This is a genomic window from Enterobacter cloacae complex sp. P27C, assembly GCF_014895705.1.
In the GTDB taxonomy this organism is placed as follows: Bacteria; Pseudomonadota; Gammaproteobacteria; order Enterobacterales; family Enterobacteriaceae; genus Enterobacter; species Enterobacter bugandensis.
In genome coordinates this window covers 157,778-181,986 of record NZ_JADBQB010000005.1, presented here as the reverse complement: position 1 = coordinate 181,986, position 24,209 = coordinate 157,778, and the positions used below count along the sequence as shown (strand labels likewise).

22 protein-coding genes are annotated in these 24,209 nt (G+C 59.9%); 14 read left to right on the top strand and 8 right to left on the bottom strand.

The window, feature by feature from the left end:
• Nucleotides 1–906 carry a LysR family transcriptional regulator gene (locus tag IM291_RS11985; protein ID WP_047368602.1) on the bottom strand — a complete coding sequence of 302 codons (906 nt, stop codon included), beginning with the start codon at nt 904–906 and terminating at the stop codon, nt 1–3.
• Nucleotides 907–1,018: 112 nt separating this feature from the next.
• Here IM291_RS11985 and IM291_RS11980 point away from each other — a divergent pair, with 112 nt between their 5' ends.
• Nucleotides 1,019–1,768, top strand: coding sequence for an SDR family NAD(P)-dependent oxidoreductase (locus IM291_RS11980; RefSeq protein WP_028013228.1), 750 nt, complete (start codon nt 1,019–1,021; stop codon nt 1,766–1,768).
• Here the strand turns inward: IM291_RS11980 and IM291_RS11975 are convergent.
• Genes IM291_RS11975 through IM291_RS11945 form a run of 7 tightly spaced genes read right to left on the bottom strand, consistent with a single transcriptional unit; the run spans nt 1,765 to nt 8,598 of the window.
• On the bottom strand, nt 1,765–2,694 hold the full coding sequence (locus IM291_RS11975; RefSeq protein ID WP_192971104.1) for an ABC transporter ATP-binding protein: 930 nt from the start codon (nt 2,692–2,694) through the stop codon (nt 1,765–1,767). The genes IM291_RS11980 and IM291_RS11975 overlap by 4 nt on opposite strands.
• Nucleotides 2,687–3,673 carry an ABC transporter ATP-binding protein gene (locus IM291_RS11970; protein WP_041909881.1) on the bottom strand — a complete coding sequence of 329 codons (987 nt, stop codon included), beginning with the start codon at nt 3,671–3,673 and terminating at the stop codon, nt 2,687–2,689. Before IM291_RS11970 ends, IM291_RS11975 begins: the two co-directional genes overlap by 8 nt.
• Nucleotides 3,673–4,566 (bottom strand): D,D-dipeptide ABC transporter permease, encoded by an 894-nt coding sequence (gene ddpC, locus IM291_RS11965; RefSeq protein ID WP_192986959.1) that lies wholly within the window; start codon nt 4,564–4,566, stop codon nt 3,673–3,675. Before ddpC ends, IM291_RS11970 begins: the two co-directional genes overlap by 1 nt.
• Nucleotides 4,563–5,585 carry an ABC transporter permease gene (locus IM291_RS11960; protein WP_041909885.1) on the bottom strand — a complete coding sequence of 341 codons (1,023 nt, stop codon included), beginning with the start codon at nt 5,583–5,585 and terminating at the stop codon, nt 4,563–4,565. The genes ddpC and IM291_RS11960 overlap by 4 nt, the downstream gene beginning before the upstream one ends.
• A 23-nt stretch (nt 5,586–5,608) precedes the next feature.
• Nucleotides 5,609–7,141, bottom strand: a complete 1,533-nt coding sequence (locus IM291_RS11955; protein ID WP_192986958.1) for an ABC transporter substrate-binding protein — start codon at nt 7,139–7,141, stop codon at nt 5,609–5,611.
• Between the two features lie 14 nt (nt 7,142–7,155).
• Nucleotides 7,156–7,731 carry a D-alanyl-D-alanine dipeptidase gene (gene ddpX, locus IM291_RS11950; protein ID WP_088205473.1) on the bottom strand — a complete coding sequence of 192 codons (576 nt, stop codon included), beginning with the start codon at nt 7,729–7,731 and terminating at the stop codon, nt 7,156–7,158.
• 12 nt (nt 7,732–7,743) lie between these two features.
• A complete protein-coding gene (locus IM291_RS11945) occupies nt 7,744–8,598 on the bottom strand; it encodes a MurR/RpiR family transcriptional regulator (RefSeq protein ID WP_126345513.1) in 855 nt (284 codons plus the stop codon).
• Between the two features lie 266 nt (nt 8,599–8,864).
• Here IM291_RS11945 and IM291_RS11940 point away from each other — a divergent pair, with 266 nt between their 5' ends.
• From IM291_RS11940 to IM291_RS11880, 13 genes are all read left to right on the top strand, one after another.
• Nucleotides 8,865–10,346: an alpha/beta hydrolase gene (locus tag IM291_RS11940; RefSeq protein ID WP_192986957.1), complete on the top strand. Its 1,482-nt coding sequence runs from the start codon at nt 8,865–8,867 to the stop codon at nt 10,344–10,346.
• Between the two features lie 95 nt (nt 10,347–10,441).
• A complete protein-coding gene (locus tag IM291_RS11935; RefSeq protein WP_192986956.1) occupies nt 10,442–11,653 on the top strand; it encodes a diguanylate phosphodiesterase in 1,212 nt (403 codons plus the stop codon).
• Nucleotides 11,654–11,741: 88 nt separating this feature from the next.
• Nucleotides 11,742–12,632 (top strand): aminoimidazole riboside kinase, encoded by an 891-nt coding sequence (locus tag IM291_RS11930; RefSeq protein ID WP_048999615.1) that lies wholly within the window; start codon nt 11,742–11,744, stop codon nt 12,630–12,632.
• Nucleotides 12,633–12,804: 172 nt separating this feature from the next.
• On the top strand, nt 12,805–14,322 hold the full coding sequence (locus tag IM291_RS11925) for a carbohydrate porin (protein ID WP_028013217.1): 1,518 nt from the start codon (nt 12,805–12,807) through the stop codon (nt 14,320–14,322).
• Nucleotides 14,323–14,388: 66 nt separating this feature from the next.
• A complete protein-coding gene (locus IM291_RS11920; RefSeq protein WP_192986955.1) occupies nt 14,389–15,759 on the top strand; it encodes a sucrose-specific PTS transporter subunit IIBC in 1,371 nt (456 codons plus the stop codon).
• Nucleotides 15,759–17,165 carry a sucrose-6-phosphate hydrolase gene (locus IM291_RS11915; protein ID WP_192986954.1) on the top strand — a complete coding sequence of 469 codons (1,407 nt, stop codon included), beginning with the start codon at nt 15,759–15,761 and terminating at the stop codon, nt 17,163–17,165. The genes IM291_RS11920 and IM291_RS11915 overlap by 1 nt, the downstream gene beginning before the upstream one ends.
• 28 nt (nt 17,166–17,193) lie before the next feature.
• Entirely contained in the window at nt 17,194–18,210 is a 1,017-nt protein-coding gene (locus tag IM291_RS11910) for a LacI family DNA-binding transcriptional regulator (protein ID WP_059357579.1), read from the top strand.
• Nucleotides 18,211–18,299: 89 nt separating this feature from the next.
• Nucleotides 18,300–19,850 (top strand): methyl-accepting chemotaxis protein, encoded by a 1,551-nt coding sequence (locus IM291_RS11905; protein WP_192986953.1) that lies wholly within the window; start codon nt 18,300–18,302, stop codon nt 19,848–19,850.
• A gap of 202 nt (nt 19,851–20,052) precedes the next feature.
• The gene (locus IM291_RS11900; RefSeq protein ID WP_192986951.1) at nt 20,053–20,472 is read left to right on the top strand and encodes a hypothetical protein; all 420 of its coding nucleotides are present in this window, start codon (nt 20,053–20,055) and stop codon (nt 20,470–20,472) included.
• A gap of 5 nt (nt 20,473–20,477) precedes the next feature.
• Nucleotides 20,478–21,038, top strand: coding sequence for an RNA polymerase sigma factor (locus tag IM291_RS11895; RefSeq protein ID WP_060571876.1), 561 nt, complete (start codon nt 20,478–20,480; stop codon nt 21,036–21,038).
• A gap of 87 nt (nt 21,039–21,125) precedes the next feature.
• Nucleotides 21,126–21,494 carry a hypothetical protein gene (locus IM291_RS11890; RefSeq protein ID WP_028013210.1) on the top strand — a complete coding sequence of 123 codons (369 nt, stop codon included), beginning with the start codon at nt 21,126–21,128 and terminating at the stop codon, nt 21,492–21,494.
• Between the two features lie 48 nt (nt 21,495–21,542).
• Complete coding sequence (locus tag IM291_RS11885; RefSeq protein ID WP_192986949.1) at nt 21,543–23,567, top strand: protein-disulfide reductase DsbD; 2,025 nt, start codon at nt 21,543–21,545, stop codon at nt 23,565–23,567.
• 6 nt (nt 23,568–23,573) lie between these two features.
• On the top strand, nt 23,574–24,185 hold the full coding sequence (locus IM291_RS11880; RefSeq protein WP_192986947.1) for a DsbA family protein: 612 nt from the start codon (nt 23,574–23,576) through the stop codon (nt 24,183–24,185).
• The last annotated feature ends 24 nt before the right edge of the window (nt 24,186–24,209 follow it).

Below are 24,209 nucleotides of genomic sequence, written 5' to 3'. Positions count from 1 at the left end.
CTATCCCTTCAGCGCGGCGGGGAACACCTCCGCCAGCCAGGCGATAAACACCTTCAGTCTGTGGGTCAAATGCCGGTTCTGCGGGTAGACCACGTGAAACGGGTACGCGGCAGGCTGCCAGTCACCCAGAATCGCCACCAGCGCTCCCGTCTGCAAATAGGTCTTTGCTGAATACTCAAAAGTTTGAACGATCCCCAGACCCGCCGCGGCAGCCGCCAGATGAGCGTTACTTTCATTGACGCCGAGATAGTGCGGAAGAGTGATTTCCAGCGCCTCGCCGTTCTGCCGGAAGCGAAACGGAAACGGCCGCCCGGTGACGGGAGAGAGATAACTAACAAGCTTGTGGCCGTTGCGCAGCTCCTGCGGATAGGCCGGAACGCCGTGGTTTTTAAGGTAACCCGGCGTCGCGCAGGTGACCATCTGAGCGTCACCGAGATGACGTGCGATAAGCGTTGAATCGTTCAGCGGGCCGCCGCGGATCACGCAGTCTACGTTACCGCTGATAAGATCGACCGGACGATCGGCCACGCCAAGATCGATACGGATATCCGGGTAGCGCTGCATAAAATCCGGCAGCAGGGGGATGAGCACGTCCCGTGCGGTGGAACCGCCCACGTCAACCCGCAAATGTCCCTTGGGCGTCGCGCGGGAAACGCGAAACGAGGTGTCGATATCTTCGATATCAATCAGCACCCGGCGCGCTTTTTCATAGTATTCCAGCCCTTCAGGCGTCGTGACCACCCGACGAGTCGTCCGGTGAAGGAGACGTATCGCCAGGTGCGCCTCAAGGGATTTAACCAGTTTGCTCAGCGTGGCGATCGGCATATTCAGCGAGTCCGCCGCGCGAGTAAAACTGCCGGATTCCACCACCCGCGTGAAGGCGCGCATCGCCATTAGCTGATCCATGATGACCTCTGATTATTTCCATAGGTGAATAGTCATTTTCATTTTTGCCCATTTTTCATAAATGTCGCAAGGGATAAAGTCTGTCCAACGCAAACACAAAAAGGTAAATGACATGAACACGACTCTCTCAGGAAAAATTGCACTGGTCACCGGCGGCAGCACCGGTATTGGTCTTGCCACGGCGCAGGAGCTGGCGGCACAGGGCGCGAAGGTGTACATCACCGGGCGTCGTCAGGCCGAACTTGACGCCGCGGTAGAAGAGATTGCTTCTGACGCAGTGGGCATTCGCGCGGACGTCTCTAAGCTTGCCGATCTAGATGCGGTTTATGCCCGGATAGCAAAAGAAGAAGGCCGTCTCGATATTCTGTTCGCCAATGCGGGTGGCGGCGATATGCTGCCGCTGGGCGCGATCACCGAAGAACAGTTTGACCGGATTTTTGGCACCAACGTTCGCGGGGTGCTGTTCACGGTGCAGAAGGCGCTGCCGCTGTTATCAACCGGCTCGTCGATCATTCTGACCGGCTCGACGGTGTCGATTAAGGGGACGGCCAATTTCAGCGTCTACAGCGCCAGTAAGGCCGCGGTGCGTAACTTTGCCCGCTCCTGGGCGCTGGATTTGCAGGGCCGTGGGATCCGCGTCAATGTCGTAAGCCCGGGCCCGATCAAAACGCCAGGTTTAGGGGATCTGGTGCCGGAAGAACATCGCCAGGGGCTGTACGACGCGCTGGCCGCGCAGGTGCCGCTCGGACGTTTAGGCGCGCCGGGCGAGGTGGGTAAAGCGGTGGCGTTTCTGGCCTCCGACGCGGCCAGCTTTATCAACGCCACCGAGCTGTTTGTGGACGGCGGGATGGCGCAAATTTAACCCAGGCTGCGCCAGCAGCGAACGTGACGGCCCTCGCGAGAGGGCTGTAGCGGCTGAGGATGTTCGCACCCCTGCGCGGCCATCGGGCAGCGGTCGCGGAAAAAACAGCCTTCTGGCAGGTGACGGTTGCCGGGAAGCTCCGTTTTGCGTAACGCCAGCGTTTCATCCAGCGGCTCTCCGGTGCGGGGAACCGAATCGAGCAGCAGGCGGGTATAGGGGTGGCGCGGTTCGCCAAGTACCTTCGCGGCGCTGCCCAGCTCCACAATCTGTCCGAGATACATCACCGCCACGCGGTCGCTCATGTGTCTGACCACCGAGACGTTATGCGAGATCAGTACGTAAGTCAGATTACGCTGCTGCTGTAGCGTCACCAGCAGGTTGAGGATTTGCGCCTGCACGGAGATATCCAGCGCGCTGGTGGGTTCATCGAGCACGATGATATCCGGAGCGGACGAAAGCGCCCGGGCGATGGCAATGCGCTGGCGCTGCCCGCCGGAGAAGGCGTGTGGAAGGCGGTCGAGATATTCCGGGCGAATGCCCACCTGCAGCGCCAGATCTGCCGCCAGCTGGCGGCGCTCGCGCTCGCTGCTGCGTTTTTGCACCCACACCGGCTCGGTAATGATGCGCCAGACCGGCAATCGCGGGTCGAGCGAGGAGAGCGGATCCTGAAACACCATCTGCATGCCACCGGCGTGGTGGGCACGCTGGCATGCGCCGGTGCTGGGTTTAAGCATCCCCATCAGCAGCTGCGCCAGCGTGCTTTTCCCACAGCCGGATTCTCCGACAACGCCCAGCGTTTCGCCCCGACGGATCTGGAGATCCAGCCCGTTGAGCGCATGGACCCGTTCCGTCACGCGGCCCAGCCAGTTTTTGCGCGCCGCAAAGTTCACGTGCACGCTATCCAGTTCCAGCAGTACATCAGACATGGTGTTTCTCCCGTTGTGGATACCAGCAGGCAGCCAGTTGGCCCTCTGCGCCATGCGGCTGCAGGCGCGGCGTTTCGCTGCATTTTGCCCCCGCGGCAAAGCAGCGCTCGCGGAAAGCGCACCCCTGCGGAAGCTGGCTCAGGTTGGGCACCGTTCCGGGAATGGCGGGCAGCAGGTCGCGCGGCTGGCCGTTTTCCGGCGCGCACCGCAGCAGGCCGATAGAATAGGGATGCACAGGGCGGTGGATCAGCGTTTGCGTGGCGCCGCTCTCTATCACGCTGCCCGCATACATTACGTACATTCTGTCGCAGAGCTGGGACACTACGGCCATATCATGGCTGATAAACAGCACCGAGGTGCCGCTGGCCTTCGCCTTATGCTTCAGCAACCGCAGCACCTGGAGCTGGACGGTCACGTCCAGCGCGGTGGTCGGTTCGTCGGCGATGATCAGCTCCGGCTCGCAGGAGAAGGCAAGGGCGATCATCACCCGCTGGCGCATGCCGCCGGAGAGTTCAAACGGATAACGCGCCATGACCTCCTTCGCGTCCGGAATTTGCATCTCTTCCAGCAGGGCGATCGCCTTCTGCTGCGCCTCGCGCCGGGAAAGCGGCTGATGCTGGCGGATCACCTCCACCATCTGTTTGCCAATCCGCCGCGTCGGGTTGAGGGCGGTCATGGGCTCCTGAAAAATCATCGCCACTTTAGCGCCGCGCCACTGGCGAAGCTGTTTCTCGGACGCCGTCAGGACGTTTTCACCGAGTAATCTCACCTGACCGTGATGAATACGGTAGCTGCCCTCCGGCAGCAGGCGCATGGCGAGCATGGCGGTAACGGATTTGCCCGACCCTGATTCGCCCACCACGCCGACAATTTCGCCCCTGCCGATCTCCAGCGAAACGTGGTTCAGGGCGTGGACCTCCCCGCGAAAAACCGGGAAGCTCAGGTGCAGGTCTTCAATATTGAGTACCGGTTCGGTCATTACTGTTTGCCTCCTGACTTCGGATCCAGCAGATCGCGGATACCGTCGCCAAACAGATTAAAGCCCACGGCGGTAATCAAAATCGCCGCACCGGGAAAGGCGCAGTACCACCACTGGTCCAGGACGTAGTTACGGCCCACGGCCACCATCGCGCCCCATTCGGCGGTGGGCTGCTGCGCGCCCAGGCCAATAAACCCCAGCGTGGCGGCCATCAGAATGGCGCTGCCGATATCCAGCGACGCCTGCACAATCAGCGGCGGCAGGGCGTTGCGCAGGATGTGCCAGCGGATCAAATGCCAGCGGGACGCGCCAAACGTGCGGGCGGCCTGAACGTAGGTGAACTGACGCACCACCAGGGTTTGCCCGCGCGCCAGCCGCACGTAGAACGGTATGCGGACAATCGCAATCGCCAGCATGGCGTTAAACAGGCTCGGACCGAGCGCGGCGGCCAGCGCCATGGTCAGCACCAGAGAAGGAATGGAGAGCATAATGTCCATCACCCGCATGATGACGGCGTCACCGCGCCCGCCCAGGACGCCGGACAAACAGCCCAGGAGCGAGCCAATGCCGCCCGCAATCACCACCACCGCCAGCCCGGCGGTAATCGACTGCTGGCTGCCCGTCAGCACGCGGCTGAACAGGTCGCGTCCCACCTCATCGGTGCCAAACCAGTGTTGCGCAGAAGGTGCCTGCAGGCGGGCGGTGAGATCCAGCGCGTTCGGGTCATGCGGCACTATCCACGGCGAGGTCACCATCAGCAAAAGCATCGCGACCATAATGACGCCGCCGACAATCGTGAGCGGGCTTTGGCGCAGCATCCAGAACAGCTTTGCCCAGTTGATGCGTTGTCTGTCGGTTTTCACCGGGACGGGCGTTTCCTGCGTTAACATCATTCGGCACCTCCGCGCCCGATTCGCGGGTCAATCCACAGGTAAAGCAGATCGACCACCAGATTAACCAGCACGTAGGCCAGCGAAACGACGACGGCAAAGCCCATCACCGCCGGGAAGTCCAGCGCCTGAATGGACGTCACCACCCAGGCGCCCATACCCGGCCAGGCAAAGACGGTTTCGGTCAGGACGGCGCCGTAAAGCAGGTCGCCCAGCGCCAGCCCGAGCACGGTAATGGACGGGATCATCGCATTCGGCAGGGCGTAGCGCAGGACGATGTACCAGCCGGGCAGCCCGCTGGCGCGTGCGGTGCGGATGTAGTCCTCGCTAAGCTGCTCCAGCATCGCCGAGCGCACCTGGCGCGCCACGATGCCCAGATGAACAAACGCCAGCGTCAGCGAGGGTAAAATCAGGTGCTGCAGCGCGTTGAAAAAGACTTCACCGTTGCCTTCCAGCAGGGCGTCCAGCAGATAAAACCCGGTGACGTGCGTCGGCGGATCGAGCCAGTCGTCCAGCCTGCCGCCGCCCGGCAGAATCTGCAGATGCCCGTAAAACAGGACAATCACGCCCAGCCCAAGCCAGAATGCAGGCGTGGAAATCCCGGTCATCGCCATTAAACGCACCAGGTGATCCAGCCAGCGGTTGCGGTACACCGCCGACAAAATCCCCAGCGGCACGCCGATAACCAGCGCCAGCAGCAAAGAACAAAAGGCCAGCTCCAGCGTGGCGGGGAAAAAGGCCTTCAGATCTTCCGCAACCGGGCGTCCGGTACGGATGGATGTGCCTAAATCACCGTGGGCCAGGGCATCCACGTAGCGGCCAAACTGCACATACAGCGGCCGATCCAGCCCCAGCTGCTGGCGAATGTTCTGCACGATTTCGTCGCTGGCGCGATCGCCCGCCAGCAGACGCGCCGGGTCGCCGGGGATCATGTGTGAAATAATAAAGGTAATAATACAGACACCGGCCACCACCAGGAGTAACCCCCAGCAGCGCTGGCGCACGATGCTCCAGAACGTCATACGTTTTCCCCCGGCGAGAACCGTTATTTACTCATGGTGGCGATGTTGAACACCTGCTCGAGCATCGGATTAAAGGTGAAGCCTTTGACCTCTTTGTTCATCGCCAACTGGTAGTTCTTCTGGAACAGATAGACGTAGGCCGCTTCGTCAATCACCACCTTTTGCGCCTGCTGGTAATCTTTGGTGCGTTCCGCCTGGTCGGTGGTTTTCAGCGCGGCCTGCAGCAGCGAATCCACCTCTTTGTTCTCATAGAACGATCGGTTGCCCGGCAGCCCTTTTTTGTCCGATTCGAACCAGTAGTTCATGAACATGTATGGGTCGGCAAAGTCCGGGCTCCAGTTGCCGATGGCAATGTCGTAATCGCCTTTTCCGACGCGGTCGCGCATGGTGGCATTGGCCAGTTTCTCCAGCTTGACGTTAATGCCGATCTTGCCAAGGCTCGCCTGAGTGGAGAGGGCGATAGGCTCCCAGTTCGGATCGTTGTCCGAGTAAAGGAAGGTCAGGCTGGCGGGTTTGTCTTTGACCTTCTCCAGCGCCGCTTTGGCTTTGGCCTCGTCGAAGCTGTACTGCATTGCCGCGGCGTCAAAGCCCCACATGCCTTCCGGGATCGGGCCGCGCATCTGCTTGCCGTTGCCGCTCAGAATACCTTTTACCATTCCCTGATAGTCCGTCGCCCAGGAGATGGCCCGGCGTAAATCCACCTGATTGAGCGGCGCTTTGCTGTTGTTGAGATAGAGATAGGTCACGCGCAGGGAGGGATATTCCGCGACGGCGACTTTGCCTTCCTGCTTCAGGGCCGCAAGCTGATCGACCGGCAGGGAGTCGGCAATGTCCAGATCGCCGCGGGAAAGCTGCAGTCGGCGCGAGGCGCTTTCACCGATAATTTTAACCGAGACGCGCTTAAAGTGCGGCTTGTCGCCCGACCAGTGAGGGTTCGGCACCAGGATCAACTGCTGGCCTTTCTGCCAGCTCTTCAGCATAAACGGCCCGGAACCGGCGGTGTTTTGCGCCAGAAAACCGCGCGCGTCGTCCGCGGCATTGGCCTTCAGCACCGCCGGGTTAATGATGGACGCCCCGTCGTTTGCCAGCGTGTAGAGGAAAGGCGCGAACGGCTGGCTGAGGGTGAATTTCACCGTGTGGTCATCGACGGCATCAATTTTCAGATCTTTCGGAAAGGCTTCAGACGGCCCCTGGCCGAGCTTGAGCAGGCGCTCAAAGGAGAGTTTGACCGCTTCGGCGGTGACCGGCGTGCCGTCGGAGAATTTGGCGTTATCCGCCAGGGTAAAGGTCCACTCTTTCTGGTCGTCGGACGCCTTCCAGCCCGTCGACAGATCGCCCTCCACCTCGGTAGAGCCGGGCTTGTACTTGACCAGTCGCTGGTAGGACGGATAGGTGACGGTCCAGTCGTTGTTATCGATGGTGATGGCAGGGTCGAGCGTTTGCGGGTCGGCGGCTTTACCGATCGCCAGCATGTCTTTCGGGACGGCGGCCAGCGCCAGCGGGGCGCTCAACGCCAGCGTGGCGGCAATCAGAGTCGTGAGAAGCGATGTTTTCATGGCAGTGCTCCAGGTTAAAGAGAGGTGTGCGTCAGGGGAAAACAGGCAAAACGGTCTTCAAGCAGCGGGTAGCTGGCGGCGTTCGGCAGTTCGAAGTGCCACCATTCGCTGCTAATCCCCACAAAACCGCCGCCGAACATGATGGCATTCAGCAGCAGACGGTTGCGCTGGGCGTGCGGGGGTACGGAAGGGTGATAGGGATGCGAACGGTCATGCATTTCGTCAAAGCCGGCGCCCATATCCAGCACGCTGTTATGCTCGTCCATCAGGGTGACGTCGATGGCCGTACCGCGGCTGTGATTGGAGCCAATTGCCACATCGACCACATACTCCGGGTTCGGGCAGGCGTCCCACAGCTGGGCCTGCGCCTGCTGCGGCCGGTAGGCGTCATACACCACCAGCTTCAGCCCGGCCAGGGCGGCAATGCTGATGGCTTTTGCCAGCGCGGTGGCGGCGTCGGTATGCAGCAGGCACAGCGCCTCCTGATAGATCGGCCTGCCGGTGATGTTGTCGGCGGTGGCGTACTTCAGATCGATATGCAGCGAGGGAAACGTCTTCGCCACGTTAATCAGTTCACTCTCATCGGGCATAGCTCCGCTCCTTTAGCGTTCGAATTGACCAAACTCTTGTTGTAATTGTCGGTTTACCGCCAGACGCGCCGGGAGCGTATCACCCAGCACTTCCACCACGCCCGACAGCAGCAGGTTGAACAGACAGCTCACGGGGGCAAGCGAATCCCAGAAATGACCGGTATCGGTTTTCACCTGCAGTAAATCCATCGGGTAATCTCGTGCCCACGGGCACCAGATGTCGGTGATTAAGGCCAGCGGGATCCCTTTTTCGCTCGCCACGCGGCAGTACTGGCGGGCCATCGTGGAGTAGGTGCGCGTATCGGTCAGCACAACGTAAGGGTGCGAAAACCCGGAGTTGAGGGATTCCACCCAACTGCCGGACGCGCCTTCGGAATAGCTCACGCGCGGGCGAAGGTACTCGAGATGGCTGAAGAAGGCGTTGGCGATCCCGCGCGTGGACTGGATCCCCAGCACAAACACCGCGTCGGCGTGGGCCAGGTTGTGCACCACCTGACGGAAGGCGTCCGTTTGCGCCAGCTGATACACCTGCGTAATGGCGTCCACCTCCAGCGACAGGGCATGCTGAAGGCGGTTGGGCAGGGGACGCTGCTGCTGCCAGGAGTCCAGCCGCTCGTTCATGCCCCAGGGCTGATACGGATCGCGCAGGCTCTTTTTGACATCTTCCAGGTTGCGATACCCCAGCTTGCGCAGGAAGCGTCCGACGGTGATCCCGCTGGTCCCGCTCGCCAGACCGACGCTCTCCGCGGTTTCAAACGGGATTTGTGCGGCGTGCGCCAGCAGCCAGCTCCCGACCCGCTTTTCGCTGGGAGTGAGCTGGCTGAACGTCGCTTCGATACGGCTCAACATCTCGGGTTTCGTCGTCATACCGCCTCGCTGTTAACTGGCTGTCAAAAGCTGGATTTGTGTTACCGGGTTAACAATGCACGACGCGTGCCATGTTCACGGTGAGGTAAAAACCCGCCGTGCTGTTAATTTCACGCAATATTTAGTTAACCAATGATCAACATTTGTGCAGCGTAGTTCACTTTTGGTGCAGCGGCTGACGCGGCAGGTATGAATTTGATGAATACGTCAGTCCGTTCACATTTTTGATAAGATAAAAGGACAGTGAACATAAAAGGGATCCCGGCATGGCGAATTTGCCCTGGCGAATCAGCGTGCGCCTGGCGGCGCTTGCAAAGAAAACAGGGATGGTCGTGGGGATCGTCCTGGTCGTCCTGTTGGCGGTGCGGGTCTATCTCTCGCAGCAGGGGCCGGACCTGCACCTCTGGCACACCTGGCGGGCGGACGAGATGTCCGTGCGTGAACTCGATAACACCAACTTTGCCGGGTATGTTGCCCGGGAAAACGCCATTTTCGCCGAGCTTGATAGGGCGGTGACGGCGAAAACAGCGGGCGAGGAACAAACGCCGCTAAACCGCTATTATCGCCAGAGCCTGGTTTGGCCGGGACAGTTCACGCCCGATGCCAACCGTTCGTTTGTGCTGATGCCAGCAGGAAAACCCCGTGGCGCGGTGGTATTGCTGCACGGACTGACTGACTCGCCTTACAGCGTCAGGCACCTTGCCGAAAATTATCAACAGCATGGTTTCGTGGCCGTGGTTCCGCGCCTGCCCGGACACGGCACCGCGCCCGGCGCGCTAACCGACGTTGACTGGGAGATGTGGCTCGCGGCGACGCGTCTTGCCGTGCGGGAAGCCACGCGCCTGACGGGGAATAACGTGCCGCTGCATCTGGTGGGGTACTCCAACGGCGGGGCGCTGGCGATGAAATATGCTCTCGATGCGCTGTATTCCTCTGCGCTTCGTCGACCACAGCAGGTAATCCTGCTCTCACCAATGATCGGCGTGACGGCCTTTGCGCGGTTTGCCGGTTTTGCGGGGCTACCAGCGCTGCTGCCGGCGTTTGCCAAAGCGGCGTGGCTGAATATCTCCCCGGAATATAATCCGTATAAATACAACTCGTTCCCGGTGAACGCCGCCCGCCAGTCGTGGCTGCTGACGAAGGCCCTGCAGGAGCAGATTGGCCGTGAGGCGCGGGAGAACAGGCTGGTGAATTTGCCCCCGGTACTTGCATTCCAGTCGGTCATGGATTCTACGGTCAGCACCCGCGCGGTGGTGACCGGCCTGTTTGACCAGCTTCCGGCAAACGGCAGCGAGCTGGTGGTGTTTGATATCAACCAGGCGGCCAGCTTCCGTCCGCTGTTCAAGCCGTCGTCTTGGACGGCAACCTCGGCGCTGCTGCCGGTTGCGCAGAGACGTTACGGTGTCACGATTATTACCAATGCGGACGCACACAGTTTCTCGACGGTGGCGAAAACAACGCTAGCAGGCAGCACGCGGGAGACGGTTGTGCCGCTTGTGCAGACCTGGCCGCAGGATGTCTATTCCTTGTCGCATATCGCCGTGCCGTTCCCGCCGGATGACGATCTCTATGGCCGTGAGCCTGGGGTGAAAAACCGCTACGGGATAAGCCTGGGGACAATTGCGCTGTGGGGAGAAACGTCCGTGTTGAGCGTCGGAAAAGAGGCGCTGATGCGGGTCACCTCGAACCCGTTTTACGACTATATGCAGGAGAGGATCGACAGCAGGATTGGCGATGGGGAAAAGTAATGTTCCCTTGTGGCGTGAATATGTTAGGTCGCATTGATTAAGTATGTTACATAGTAGTTTCAAGGCACCTCTCATCATCATTGGAACCCCTTTTTGTGCTGACGACGCTGATCTACCGAAGCCAGTTGAATTTATCCCGCCCGTCCACAGAACTGCGGGAGCTGGTGGAGCGCGCCAGAGGCCGCAACACAAAACTGGATATTACCGGCGTCCTCCTGGCAAAAGGGAATGACGTTCTGCAGATCCTCGAAGGGTCGGAAGAGAGTGTGGTCAAACTGTTCCACACCATCCGTGAGGACAAGCGGCACAGTGGGGTGGTGGAACTGATGCGGGATTACGGTCCGCGCAGACGCTTCGAAAACGTCGGGATGCTGCTGTTCGATCTGCAGACGCAGTCGCCGAAAGAGGTGCTGCAGTCGGTGCTGCGCTACAGCAAGCTGGACAGCTATTTGACCTCCGACGATCGGGTGTTCAAATTTATTCAGACCTTTATAACCGGTAAACGTCCGGCCCCGTCGGGGACGCGTTACACCTCGGACAAATGGACGCTCTCGACCGAAGCGCTACCCTTTGGCGAACATCTGGGCCTGATTGCCGGGCAAACCTGCCAGTTTGCGCTGCAGCCAATTGTCGAGCCCTCGGAAGGGAAAATCAGCTCCCTTGAGGCGCTTATCCGTAGCAATGACGGCGGCAGCCCGGAACATTTCTTCAGCTCCCTGGACCCGGCGAAAATCTATGAAGTCGATCTCCAGACGAAAGCCTATGCCTTCGCGCTGGCGGAAAAGCTGGGCATTGGAAGCCATAAAATCGCGGTAAACCTGCTGCCCATGTCGCTGGTGAATGTCCCTGGCGCGGTGGAATTTCTGGTCGATGAGATTAAAAAGCATGGCCTTCAGCCGGAGCAGGTGGTCATTGAAGTTACTGAAAACGAGATGATCTCCGGGTTCAACCAGTTTAACAGCGCCATCAAGCGGCTTCGCGGTGAGGGGGTAGGCCTGGCGATCGATGATTTTGGCTCGGGCTATGCCGGTCTTTCGCTGCTGACCCGCTTCCAGCCGGATAAAATCAAAATCGATCGCGAAATCATCAGCGATATCCACCTCAGCGGCCCGAAGCAGGCGATTGTGCGCTCCATCATCAGCTGCTGCTCCGATCTTGAAATTACCCTGGTGGCCGAAGGGATCGAGAAAATAGAGGAGTGGTGCTGGCTCGAATCCGCCGGGATCCGCCGCTTTCAGGGATTCCTGTTTGCCCGTCCGCAGCTCAATGGCGTCGGCGATATCCACTGGCCGCATCTGGTGCGTTAAGCCAATTTTCCCTCCCGTTATTTCCCCTTTGTCCGGCCTGTGCTTAAATAGCTAAATCGGTTTAATATTGTTTAGCTTTGAGGATCACATGAAAAAAATCTGGGTACTTGGCGACGCGGTAGTGGATTTACTGCCCGATGGAGAAGGTCGATTACTGCAGTGTCCCGGCGGTGCGCCGGCGAACGTCGCGGTCGGCATTGCCCGACTGGGCGGCCAGAGCGCCTTTATCGGCAGGGTTGGCGACGATCCTTTCGGGCGCTTTATGGCGAAAACGCTCGCTGACGAGCGGGTCGACGTGAAGCATATGCGCCTTGACCCGGCCCACCGCACCTCTACGGTAGTGGTCGATCTCGACGACCTCGGCGAGCGCTCGTTTACCTTTATGGTGCGCCCGAGCGCCGATCTGTTTCTTGAACCCGCCGACCTCCCGACCTTCAGCGCGGGCGAGTGGCTGCACGTCTGTTCCATCGCGCTAAGCGCAGAGCCGAGCCGCTCGGCGACCTTTCAGGCGATGGACGCCATCCGGAAGGCGGGCGGTAACGTGAGCTTCGACCCCAATATTCGCCCGGATCTCTGGCCGGATGAGAACGCGCTGCGTCGCTGCCTGGAACAGGCCCTGCAAAGCGCCGACGTGGTCAAGCTCTCCGTTGAGGAACTGGCATTTTTAACCGGCGATGCGGATGTACGAGAAGGTCTGAACACGCTGATGCAGCGCTGCCCGGCGCGCCTGGTGCTGGTCACCCAGGGAAAAGACGGCGTTATCGCCTGGGATCAGGGCGCGGTGAAACACTATCCGGCTACCCCTGTGCAATGTGTCGATACCACTGGCGCGGGCGATGCCTTCGTCGCCGGGCTGCTCTACGGGCTGGCCGCTGGTCAGGATCTGGTCCCGGCAATCGCCTTAGCCCAGCGCTGTGGCGCGTTAGCCACCACGGCAAAGGGGGCGATGACCGCGTTGCCCTGGCAGCACGACCTGTAATCCTTCCTTCACTGGCCGCCGTCCGGCGGCCTGAATTGTCGCCTCGATCACACTTACTAAATCGGTTTAGCAAAAAAGATTGCCGATCCAAAATTCCGGGGTTTAGTATCAGCAGCCTAAACCGGTTTAGCAATTTAGCACGTTCGATTAATACTTTTAGGGATGCGACAAAATGTATAAAAAACGCAGACTTGCCGTGATGATAGGCATGCTGGCCGGCAGTACCTCTGTTTTTGCCCAGACGGATATGACAAGTATCGAAGCGCGCCTTGCCGCGATGGAGCAGCGCCTTCAGGCTGCTGAAGCGCGTGCGCAGGTCGCCGAAAAACGCGCCACCGAAGCCGAACAAAAAACGCAGCAGCTGGTCGCCGCCCAGCAGCAGACGCAAACCACAACCCAGGCGGTGGCGCAGCGTACCGCCGCGCTGGAGAAAAAAGCGGATCAGAGCAGCGGATTTGAGTTCCACGGCTACGCACGTTCCGGCCTGCTGATGAACGACGCGGCCTCCAGCAGCAAAAGCGGCCCGTACCTGACGCCAGCCGGGGAAACCGGCGGTGCGGTAGGGCGTCTGGGTAACGAAGCCGACACCTACGTCGAGCTGAACCTGGAGCACAAGCAAACCCTGGATAACGGGGCGACCACGCGCTTCAAGGCGATGCTGGCCGACGGTCAGCGAACCTATAACGACTGGTCAGCCGATACCAGCGATCTCAATATTCGCCAGGCCTTTGCGGAGCTGGGTAACCTGCCTGATTTTACCGGCGCGCTGAAGGGCAGCACGTTTTGGGCGGGTAAACGCTTCGACCGCGACAACTTTGATATTCACTGGCTGGATTCCGACGTGGTATTCCTGGCCGGTACCGGCGGCGGTGTCTACGACGTGAAGTGGAACGACTCGCTGCGCAGCAACTTCTCGATCTACGGCCGCAACTTCGGCAGCGTGGAGCAGACCGACAATAACGTTCAGAACTACATCCTCAGCATGAACCACTTCGCCGGCCCGCTGCAGGTGATGGTGAGCGGCCTGCGGGCGAAGGATAACGACGACCGTAAAGACGCTAACGGCGATCTCATCAAAACCGACGCGGCCAATAACGGCGTTCATGCCCTGGTGGGGTTGCACAACGAGAGTTTCTACGGCCTGCGGGAAGGGAGTGCCAAAACGGCGCTGCTGTACGGTCACGGCCTGGGCGCAGAAGTTAAGAGCATCGGTTCCGACGGGGCGCTGCTGTCTGATGCCGATACCTGGCGCTTCGCAAGTTACGGTGTCACGCCTGTTGGCGGTGGCTGGAGTATCGCGCCTGCCGTGCTGGCGCAGAGCAGCAAAGATCGCTACGTCAAGGGCGACAGCTATGAGTGGGTGACGCTCAACACCCGCCTGATTAAAGAGGTGACCCAGAACTTCGCGCTGGCGTTTGAGGGAAGCTATCAGTACATGGATTTACATCCGGAAGGCTATAAGGACCGTAACGCCGTGAACGGCAGTTTCTACAAGCTGACCTTTGCGCCAACCTTAAAAGCGAGCAAAATCGGCGATTTCTTCAGCCGCCCGGAGCTGCGCCTGTTTGCCACCTGGATGGACTGGAGCAGCAAACTGGATAATTACGCCAGCGATGATGCCTTTGGCAGCAGCGGCTTCAACGCTGGCGGGGAATGGAACTTTGGGGTCCAGATGGAAACCTGGTTTTAACCCATCACGCTCCCGCCCGGCGAGGGCGTTTCGCACATCATAAAAAGAAGTCAGGCAGAGGTATCTATGGATGTTAATCAAATCGCCCGCGAGCTTATTCCGCTGCTGGGCGGCAAGGAAAATATCGCCAGCGCTGCGCACTGCGCTACGCGTCTTCGTCTGGTGCTGGTCGACGACGCGCTTGCCGATCGGCAGGCGATTGGCAAGGTCGAGGGCGTGAAGGGCTGTTTTCATAACGCCGGGCAGATGCAGGTCATTTTCGGCACGGGCGTGGTGAATAAGGTCTACGCCGCGTTTATTCAGGCGGCGGGGATTAGCGAGTCCAGCAAGTCTGAAGCGGCGGATATCGCGGCGCGCAAGCTGAACCCGTTCCAGCGCATTGCGCGTTTGCTTTCCAATATCTTTGTCCCGATCATTCCCGCCATTGTGGCGTCCGGCCTGCTGATGGGCCTGCTCGGCATGGTGAAAACCTACGGCTGGGTCAATGCGGATAACGCCCTCTACATCATGCTGGACATGTGCAGCTCGGCGGCGTTTATCATTCTGCCAATCCTGATCGGCTTTACCGCGGCGCGGGAATTTGGCGGGAACCCGTATCTGGGCGCGACACTGGGCGGCATTCTGACCCACCCGGCGCTGACCAACGCCTGGGGCGTGGCCTCCGGCTTCCACACCATGAACTTCTTCGGCCTTGAGATCGCGATGATTGGCTACCAGGGCACGGTATTCCCGGTGCTGCTGGCCGTCTGGTTTATGAGCATCGTCGAGAAAAACCTGCGCCGCGCTATCCCGGACGCGCTGGATCTTATTTTGACGCCGTTCCTCACCGTCGTTATCTCTGGCTTCATCGCCTTGCTGATTATCGGCCCGGCAGGGCGCGCGCTGGGCGACGGCATCTCCTTTATTCTGAGCACGCTGATTGAACACGCGGGCTGGCTGGCCGGGCTGCTGTTTGGTGGACTGTACTCGGTGATTGTGATCACCGGTATTCACCACAGCTTCCACGCGATTGAAGCCGGGCTACTGGGTAACCCGTCCATTGGCGTGAACTTCCTGCTGCCGATCTGGGCCATGGCGAACGTGGCGCAGGGCGGCGCCTGTCTGGCGGTGTGGTTCAAAACCAAAGACGTGAAAATCAAAGCTATTACCTTACCGTCGGCGTTTTCTGCGCTGCTGGGCATTACCGAAGCGGCCATTTTTGGTATCAACCTGCGCTTCGTGAAGCCGTTTATCGCGGCGCTGATCGGCGGCGCGGCGGGCGGGGCCTGGGTGGTCTCCGTGCATGTCTACATGACCGCCGTCGGGCTGACCGCTATTCCGGGCATGGCTATCGTGCAGGCCAGCTCGCTCCTTAACTATATTATCGGCATGGTGATTGCCTTCGGCGTGGCGTTTACCGTCTCGCTGCTGCTGAAATATAAAACGGACTCTGAATAATGACGCAACTTTCCCGCTGGCCTGCGATCCTGCAGGCCGTTATGAAAGGGCAGCCTCGCGCGCAGGCTGATAGCCACTACCCGCAGTGGCACCCCGCGCCGGTGACGGGTCTGATGAACGACCCGAACGGGTTTATTTGGTTTGCCGGACGCTACCACCTGTTTTATCAGTGGAACCCGCTGGACTGCGAGCATCGCTTTAAATGCTGGGGGCACTGGAGCTCTGCGGACCTGGTGCACTGGCAGCATGAGCCGCTGGCGCTGATGCCCGACGAAGAGTATGACCGCAACGGCTGCTACTCCGGTAGCGCCGTGGACAACCACGGCGTTCTCACGCTGTGCTACACCGGCAACGTTAAGTTTGATGACGGCAGCCGCACCGCCTGGCAGTGCCTCGCCGTGGAGCAGCCAGACGGAACCTTTACGAAGCTGGGGCCGGTGCTGGCGCTGCCGGAAGGCTACACCGGCCACGTGCGTGACCCGAAGGTGTGGCAGCACGACGGGGAGTGGTACATGGTTCTCGGCGCGCAGGATGTGCAAAAGCGCGGGAAGGTGCTGCTGTTTAAATCAGCCGATTTGCACGCCTGGACGGCCTGCGGGGAGATCGCTGGTCACGGCGTCAACGGCCTGACGGAAGCGGGGTATATGTGGGAGTGCCCGGACCTGTTCGCCCTCGACGGAACGCACGTCCTGATCTGCTGCCCGCAGGGGCTGGCGCGCGAGCCGCATCGCTACCTCAATACCTATCCGGCCACCTGGATGAGCGGGGCGTTTGACTATGCCAGCGCCGCATTCGATCACGGCGAGCTTCACGAGCTGGACGCGGGCTTTGAATTCTACGCCCCGCAAACGACGCTGGCGGAGGACGGGCGACGTATTCTGATCGGCTGGATGGGCGTACCGGACGGGGAAGAGATGCTTCAGCCGACGCGGACGCACGGCTGGATGCACCAGATGACCTGCCCGCGTGAACTCCGCTTCCGCGACGGCAGGCTCTGGCAGACTCCGGCGCGCGAGCTGGCGGCGCTGCGTGAAGATGAGCAGCGCTGGCAGGGGCGCGCCAGCGAGGCGCCGGAACTGGACGCGACGCGCCTGGAGTTTGAGCTGGGCGCATCGCAGGTGAATGGCGATTTCGCAGGCGCGCTGCGCCTCACGGTCGATGAGCAGGGTTTACGCCTTGAACGCGCGAGCCTGAAAACCGGTGAAACATTGACCCGCTACTGGCAGGGAGAGGTTCGTCATTTACGCGTTCTGTGCGACCGCTCCAGCGTTGAAATTTTCATCAACCACGGTGAAGGGGTGATGAGCAGCCGCTATTTTCCTGACCATCCGGCCCGGGTGCGATTCGAAGGTGCGTCCGACATCACATTACGCTACTGGTCGCTGCGCGCCTGCATGATAGAATGAGGGTTTTGGCAGCCGGATCTAAGTCGTTGTGAGAAAAACAAAACGCGTCACCATAAAAGACATCGCGGAGCTGGCGGGTGTGTCAAAAGCCACCGCCAGCCTCGTCCTGAACGGGCGCAGCAAAGAGCTTCGCGTGGCGGAAGAGACGCGCGAGCGCGTGCTGGCGATTGCAAAAGAGCACCACTATCAGCCCAGCATTCACGCTCGCTCGCTGCGCGATAACCGCAGCCACACCATTGGTCTTGTCGTTCCTGAGATCACCAACTACGGTTTCGCCGTCTTTTCTCACGAGCTGGAGACGCTGTGCCGCGAGGCCGGCGTTCAGCTGCTTATCTCCTGCAGCGATGAAAATCCGGGGCAGGAGACGGTGGTGGTGAACAATATGGTAGCGCGTCAGGTGGACGGGCTGATTGTGGCCTCCAGCATGCTGAACGATGCGGACTACCTGAAGCTCAGCGAGCAGCTGCCCGTGGTGCTTTTTGACCGGCACATGAACGACAGCGCGCTGCCGCTGGTGATCACCGACTCCATTTCCCCGACAGCGGCGCTGGTAGCAGACATTGCGCGCCAGCATCCGAATGAATTCTACTTCCTCGGCGGCCAGCCGCGCCTGTCTCCGACGCGCGACCGTCTGGACGGTTTTAAGCAAGGTCTGCGAGAGGCCGGCGTGGAGCTGCGCCCCGAGTGGATCATTCACGGTAACTATCACCCGAGCTCCGGGTACGAGATGTTTGCCGAACTCTGCGCCCGCCTGGGGCGTCCGCCAAAAGCGCTTTTCACCGCCGCCTGCGGGCTGCTGGAAGGGGTGCTGCGCTATATGGGCCAGCATAACCTGTTGCAAAGCGATATCAGATTAGCCAGCTTTGACGATCACTATCTCTACGATTCACTGACGATCCCGGTGGATACCATTCGGCAGGACAACCGCCAGCTGGCGTGGCACTGCTTTGATCTGATTGGCAAATTGATCGAAGGGGAGACGCCGCAGCCATTGCAGCGCAAGCTGGATGCCACCCTGCAGCGGCGCTATAAGTCAGGGGTATAGCGTCGTTCGATACATCAATAACTTTAATTAATTTAAGTTTTGGAAGCGCCGATAACCATAAGGAATAATTCTCCTTGAGGTATTGGTTTATGTCGTTGAAAAAGTCGTCCCTGATTGTCCTGTTCTCGCTGCTTTTGTTCTTTATCGTCAGCACCGTGACGAGCGTTGGCCTCATCATTAAAAGTAATAACTCGCTGGATAACGTCAACAAAGAGATCCAGGTGGTACTGTCGATTATTGACCCCATCAACCACAGCCGTACGCTGCGCGTGCGGGTGATGGAGTACGTGAAGATGGTGGAAGCGGGCAACGCGGCGGACGAGTCTGCAAAGCTTGCCGCAGTGAAAGAGGCGCTGACCAAAGCGGACAATGCCTTTGCGGCGTTTATGGCTTCGCCGCGTCTGACGGATGAAGCACCGATGGTGAGTGCCTATCAGGACGCCTGGCAAAACTATCGCAACCAGGGACTGGCGCCGCTGATCGATGCCGCTGCGGCGCACGATGTCGCCAAATTTGACGCGCTGATCCCAGAAGTTTCCCGTCTCGATCGTCAGTACGAAATCGTGCTCGACCAGGTGCTTTCGGTCCACCAGAAATACGCTAAAAGCCTGAACGAGGATGCGAGCAGCAATTTCGTCTCCGGTCTGGTGATGATTGCTGTTATTGCCTGCCTGTTTGTGGTGGTGATCGTTGCAGTCAGCATCTTCATGAAGCGCTTTGTCTTTGCCCCGGTCAACCTGGCGCGCGAGCACTGCAGCCAGATTGCGGCGGGCAAGCTGGACATTCCGGTGCCAGTGAAGGGGAGTTCAAGCAACGAAATCGACCACCTGATGGGCTCGATGGAGCAGATGCGTCAGGCACTGCTGGCGACCATCGCCCAGGTGCGCGATGCGAGCCATACCGTGACGCACGCGGCGCAGGAGATTGCCGCCGGGAATATCGATCTGGCTTCGCGTACCGAGCAGCAGGCTTCCGCGTTGACCCAGACGGCGGCGAGCATGGAGGAGCTGAGCGCGACGGTGGCGAACAATACCGATAATGTCTATCAGGCCGGAAAACTGGTGCAGGACGCGGTGAACAATGCCCACACCGGGGAAGCGGTGACCCGCGAAGTCATCGACACGATGAACACCATCGCGGCGAACTCGAAGCGCATCGAAGACATTACCAGCGTGATCAACAGCATCGCCTTCCAGACCAACATTCTGGCACTTAACGCGGCGGTTGAAGCGGCGCGCGCCGGTACGCAGGGCCGCGGTTTTGCAGTGGTGGCCAGCGAAGTGCGCACTCTTGCGCAGAAAAGCGCGGTGGCGGCTAAAGATATCGAAAGCCTGATCGCGCAGTCGGTTTCCAGCGTGAAAAACGGTGCGGAGCTGGTGAGCCGCTCGGGCGAGGTGATTGATTCGATTATTTCGTCGGTGAATAAGGTGAATACGCTGATGGAGCAGATCTCCGTCGCCTCCGAAGAGCAGAGCCGCGGGATCGGCCAGGTCGGGCAGGCGGTAACCGAGATGGATGGTGTGACCCAGCAGAATGCCGCGCTGGTGCAGCAGTCCGCGGCGGCAGCGGCCTCGCTGGAAGAGCAGGCGCAGCAGCTTTCGCGGAGTATTTCGAGTTTTAGGTTGCCGGCGCAGGCGTAAGTCTTTGACACGTGCCGGGTGGCGCTGACGCTTACCCGGCCTACGAAACCTGTAGGCCCGTGCAAGCGTCAGCGCGCCGCCGGGCACTAACCGCGAATGTGCGGCCAGAGTAATTATTTCATTCACCCCAGCAATATTTCCCTCCCTCATCCGTCTACCTCATCACAAGCCATAATCAGTTACTGTAAACGAGGTAAACACCATGAGAGGTTTTGAAATGCACGGCAGAGGTCACGGGCGCGGATTCGGTCGCCACCGTATGGGTAAGGGCTTAATCATCGGCGCGGTGATTTTCATCGTGCTCGGCCTGCTGGTGATGTCCCTGTGGAACGCCTTGCTCCCGGCGATCCTGGGCGTGAAGGCCATCGGATTCTGGCAGGCGCTGGGCATTCTGGTGCTGAGCCGCATTCTGTTTGGCGGATTAGGTTTCCGCCCGGGGATGTTTGGCGCGCACCGGCGGATGCACGAGCGCTGGATGAACATGACGCCCGAGCAGCGCGAGGCGTTTATTCAGCAGCGTCGCGAAGGCTTTGGTCGTCACGGTCGCGGTCACTGCGGCTGGCACGGCCATCGTGACGATAAGCGCGATGACGCCGCGCCCAAAACCCCGGAAGCCGAGTGAGCGAAATGAAAGCCGGGGAGGCGGGCGGATCCATGCTGATGTCGGCGCTCAATGCCTGCCGCGCCCGGCTGAAAGCCTTCATTCGCGGACGGACGTCCGTTCGCGATGATGCCGACGACATTTTGCAGGAAGTGACGTATCAGCTGATGAAAGTGGAGCAGCCGGTCGAAAACGTCGCGGCCTGGCTGTTCCGCGCGGCGCGTAACGAGATGACAGACCGGGCGCGTAAAAAGCGCGAGGTGCCGCTCTCCGGCTATTTTACGGGCGAAGACGAAGAGGGTTTTCCCGAGGACGAGCTGGCCGAAACCCTGTTCGGCGTACCGCAAACGCCGGAGGAGGAGTATCTCAAAACGCTGCTGTGGGAAGAGCTGGGGCAGGCGCTGTCTGAACTGTCGCCACCGCAGCGCGAAGTGTTTGAAAAGACCGAGCTGCACGGCTACAGCATTAAAATGCTGGCAGAGGAGACGGGGGCCAGCGAGCAGGCGCTTCTATCCCGCAAGCACAAGGCGGTGCTGTTTCTGCGCACGCGGCTGCGGGATATCTACGACGCGCTGACGGGTGAATAGCGGCGACAGACAAAACCTTACACTTCCGGCACTTGTAGATTCATCACTATCGTTTATGATCGGGGCATCTTGTTACTCTGGAATATTATGCGCAACCGTCAGCTCCTCGGAAAATGGCTTCTGATCATCACCTGTCTCGCGATGGCGATTTGCCTCGTGCAGCGTGCGGTGATGCTCAACCATTTTTTACAGGGACTGGATCCGCAGATTTCACTGAGTGCAGATGCCCCAACCCAAAGCAGCACCGAGCAGTCCGGGCCATCGCCCTGCCAGCTGGGCGCCCAGTCGCTTCTTTGTGCCCAGCCGCTGTTCTTCGACGGCGCGCTGCCGGCTATCATTATCTTCTTCGCGCTGTTACAGCTGCTGACGCAAGGGCGGGCATTCGCTCCCGCGGAACAGCCGGTTCAGGCACCGCCTCCCCGAATACACCTTAAAAACTGCGTTTTCCGTGAATGAAAATCATCGTCACCACACGATAATTTTTCACTGTTCACGGAGTAATACATGGTTAATCTCTTCAGGGGATTCGTCCTCCTGTGGCTGTCCTGCATCGGCATTGCCCATGCGGCAGACACCGGCTGGCTGGTCTCCCCACAAAACGATCACGCCCGCATCCGCTTTCAGGCGGAAAGGGAACAAACGCACGTTAAAGGCCTGCTCACCGTTGAGCTAAAGCCCGGCTGGAAAACCTACTGGCGATCGCCGGGCGAGGGTGGCGTCGCGCCAAAAATCAGCTGGCCGGAAGGCGTAACGGACAGCTGGTCCTGGCCGGTTCCTTCGCGCTTCGATATCTCCGGCATGACCACGCAGGGGTATCACGATAAGGTCACGATTCCGATCGTTCTCGACGTGGTGAAGAGCGACGCGCTCAATGGAACGCTCACGCTCTCCACCTGCAGCAACGTCTGCCTGCTGACGGACTACCCGCTGCATCTCGATTTTACCCAGCCGGTGGATGAGAGCTTCCAGGCCGCCTTCGAGCAAGCGATGCGCGCCGTTCCGGGCACGTCTGGCGTATCCACGGATCTTTCCGCATGGCTATCCGGCGACAAGCTGGTGATTACCGGCACCACGGACGGGAAGTGGGACAATCCGGGGATCTACTTTGACCCGCTGGAGGGGAACATTCTGCCCGGCGAGCCGGCCATTAAGCACGACGGCAACTCGCTTCGTGTGACGGTACCCGTGACCGACGAATGGGGCGATAAACCCGCCTCGCTGGAAGGCAAGAGGCTGTCGTTTGTGCTGACCAATGGCGGTTACGCGCAGCAAACCACCATGACCGTTGGGGCAACGCCCGCAGAGCCTTCCGCGCCTGAAGGAACGGGTAAAATGGTGCTTTTTGCCCTGCTGGGCGGATTGATCCTGAACCTGATGCCCTGCGTGATGCCGGTAATGGGCATGAAGCTTAACAGCATCCTGCAGGCGGGATCGGACAGGCGCGCCATCAGGCTGCGCTTCCTGGCCACCAGCGCCGGGATCCTCACCTCCTTTGCGCTGCTGGCCGCGATGGTGACCGCGCTTAAGCTGACCGGAGCGTCGCTGGGGTGGGGCATTCAGTTCCAGAACCCGTGGTTTATCGGCCTGATGGTCGCCGTCACCTTCCTCTTTGCGCTGAACCTGTTTGGGGCGTTTGAGATGCTGCTCCCTTCTGCTGCCGCCGGGCGGCTGGCAATGGCAGGGGGCACAGGGCTTGGCGGCAGCTTCTGCGAAGGGATGTTCGCCACGCTGCTTGCCACGCCGTGCTCCGCGCCGTTCCTCGGCACGGCGGTTGCCTTTGCCCTTGGCGCGCCGCTGCACGCCCTGTGGCTTATCTTCCTGATGCTGGGCGTGGGCATGAGCCTGCCGTGGCTGTTTGTCGCCCTGGTGCCGAAAACGGCCATGCTGCTGCCAAAACCCGGCCGCTGGATGAACACGCTCAAAACGATCCTGGGCCTGATGATGCTGGCCTCCAGCCTCTGGCTGGTTACGCTGCTGAGCCTGCATCTGGGCGAGGCGGTCAGCCAGGTCGTGATGCTGGTGCTGATCGTTATCGCGCTGGCGCTGTTTGCGAAGAAGGGGCAAACCTCCTCGCCGTTATTCTGGGTCGTGGTCATCGCGCTGTCGGTGTTCGGCGGGTATCAGCTGCGCGGGTTGCTCAACTCACCGTCTGACGCCACCACGCAAAGCGTCGCACAGACCATCCCGTGGCAGCCGCTCAGCGAGGAGGCCATTGAGCAGGCGCTGGCGCAGGGGAAACGGGTGTTTGTGGATATCTCGGCGGACTGGTGCGTGACCTGCAAAGTTAACGAGCACCGGGTACTGCGTCAGCCGGACGTTATTGCCGCGCTGAGCCAGCCGGACGTGGTGGCCCTGCGCGGAGACTGGAGCCAGCCCTCCGCGCTTATCGCGGAGTTTCTCGCGAAGCGAAACCGCTACGCCATTCCCTTTAATGAGGTCTATGGCCCCAGCACGCCTGACGGAGAGATCCTCTCGCCGCTGCTGGACAAGCGCACCCTGGTCACCACCCTGAACAACGCAAAAGGCTGATGCATTATGAAAAAATTCCTTATTACGCTTATGCTCCTGCTGGCCTCGGCTCAGGTCATGGCAGCCCAGCCGCTGACGCCGGACCAGGAACAGCGCGCGCAGAAGATGATCGCTGATTTCCTGTTTAACGATCCGGATTCGCCGCGTATTGGCGCGAAAAACCCAAAGCTTACCCTGGTGGTGTTTACCGACTATAACTGCCCGTACTGTAAGAAATTCGATCCTTACCTGGAGAAGATCGTCGAAAAACACCCTGATGTGGCGGTGGTCTTTAAGTTTTTACCTTTCCGCTCGGAAAGTTCGCTGACCGCCGCGCGCGATGCGTTAACCGTCTGGCGCGCGCATCCCGAGCAGTTTATGAAATTTAACCATACCCTGATGGCAAAAAAGGGATATCACGATGACGCCACCATTCAGGAGGCGCAAAAGCGGGCGGGGGTGAGCGTCACCGCGCCGGATGATGAGAGCATGGTGTCGATCAAACGCAGCCTGATCGTCGCGGAAAAAATGGGAATTCAGGGCACGCCCGCCACGCTTATCGGCGAAGGGCTACTGCCCGGCTGGGTTCCTTTTGAACAGTTCGACGAAATGGTCAGTGACGCACTGAAAAACCGCTAACCTGAAGGGGGCGGAATGCCCCCG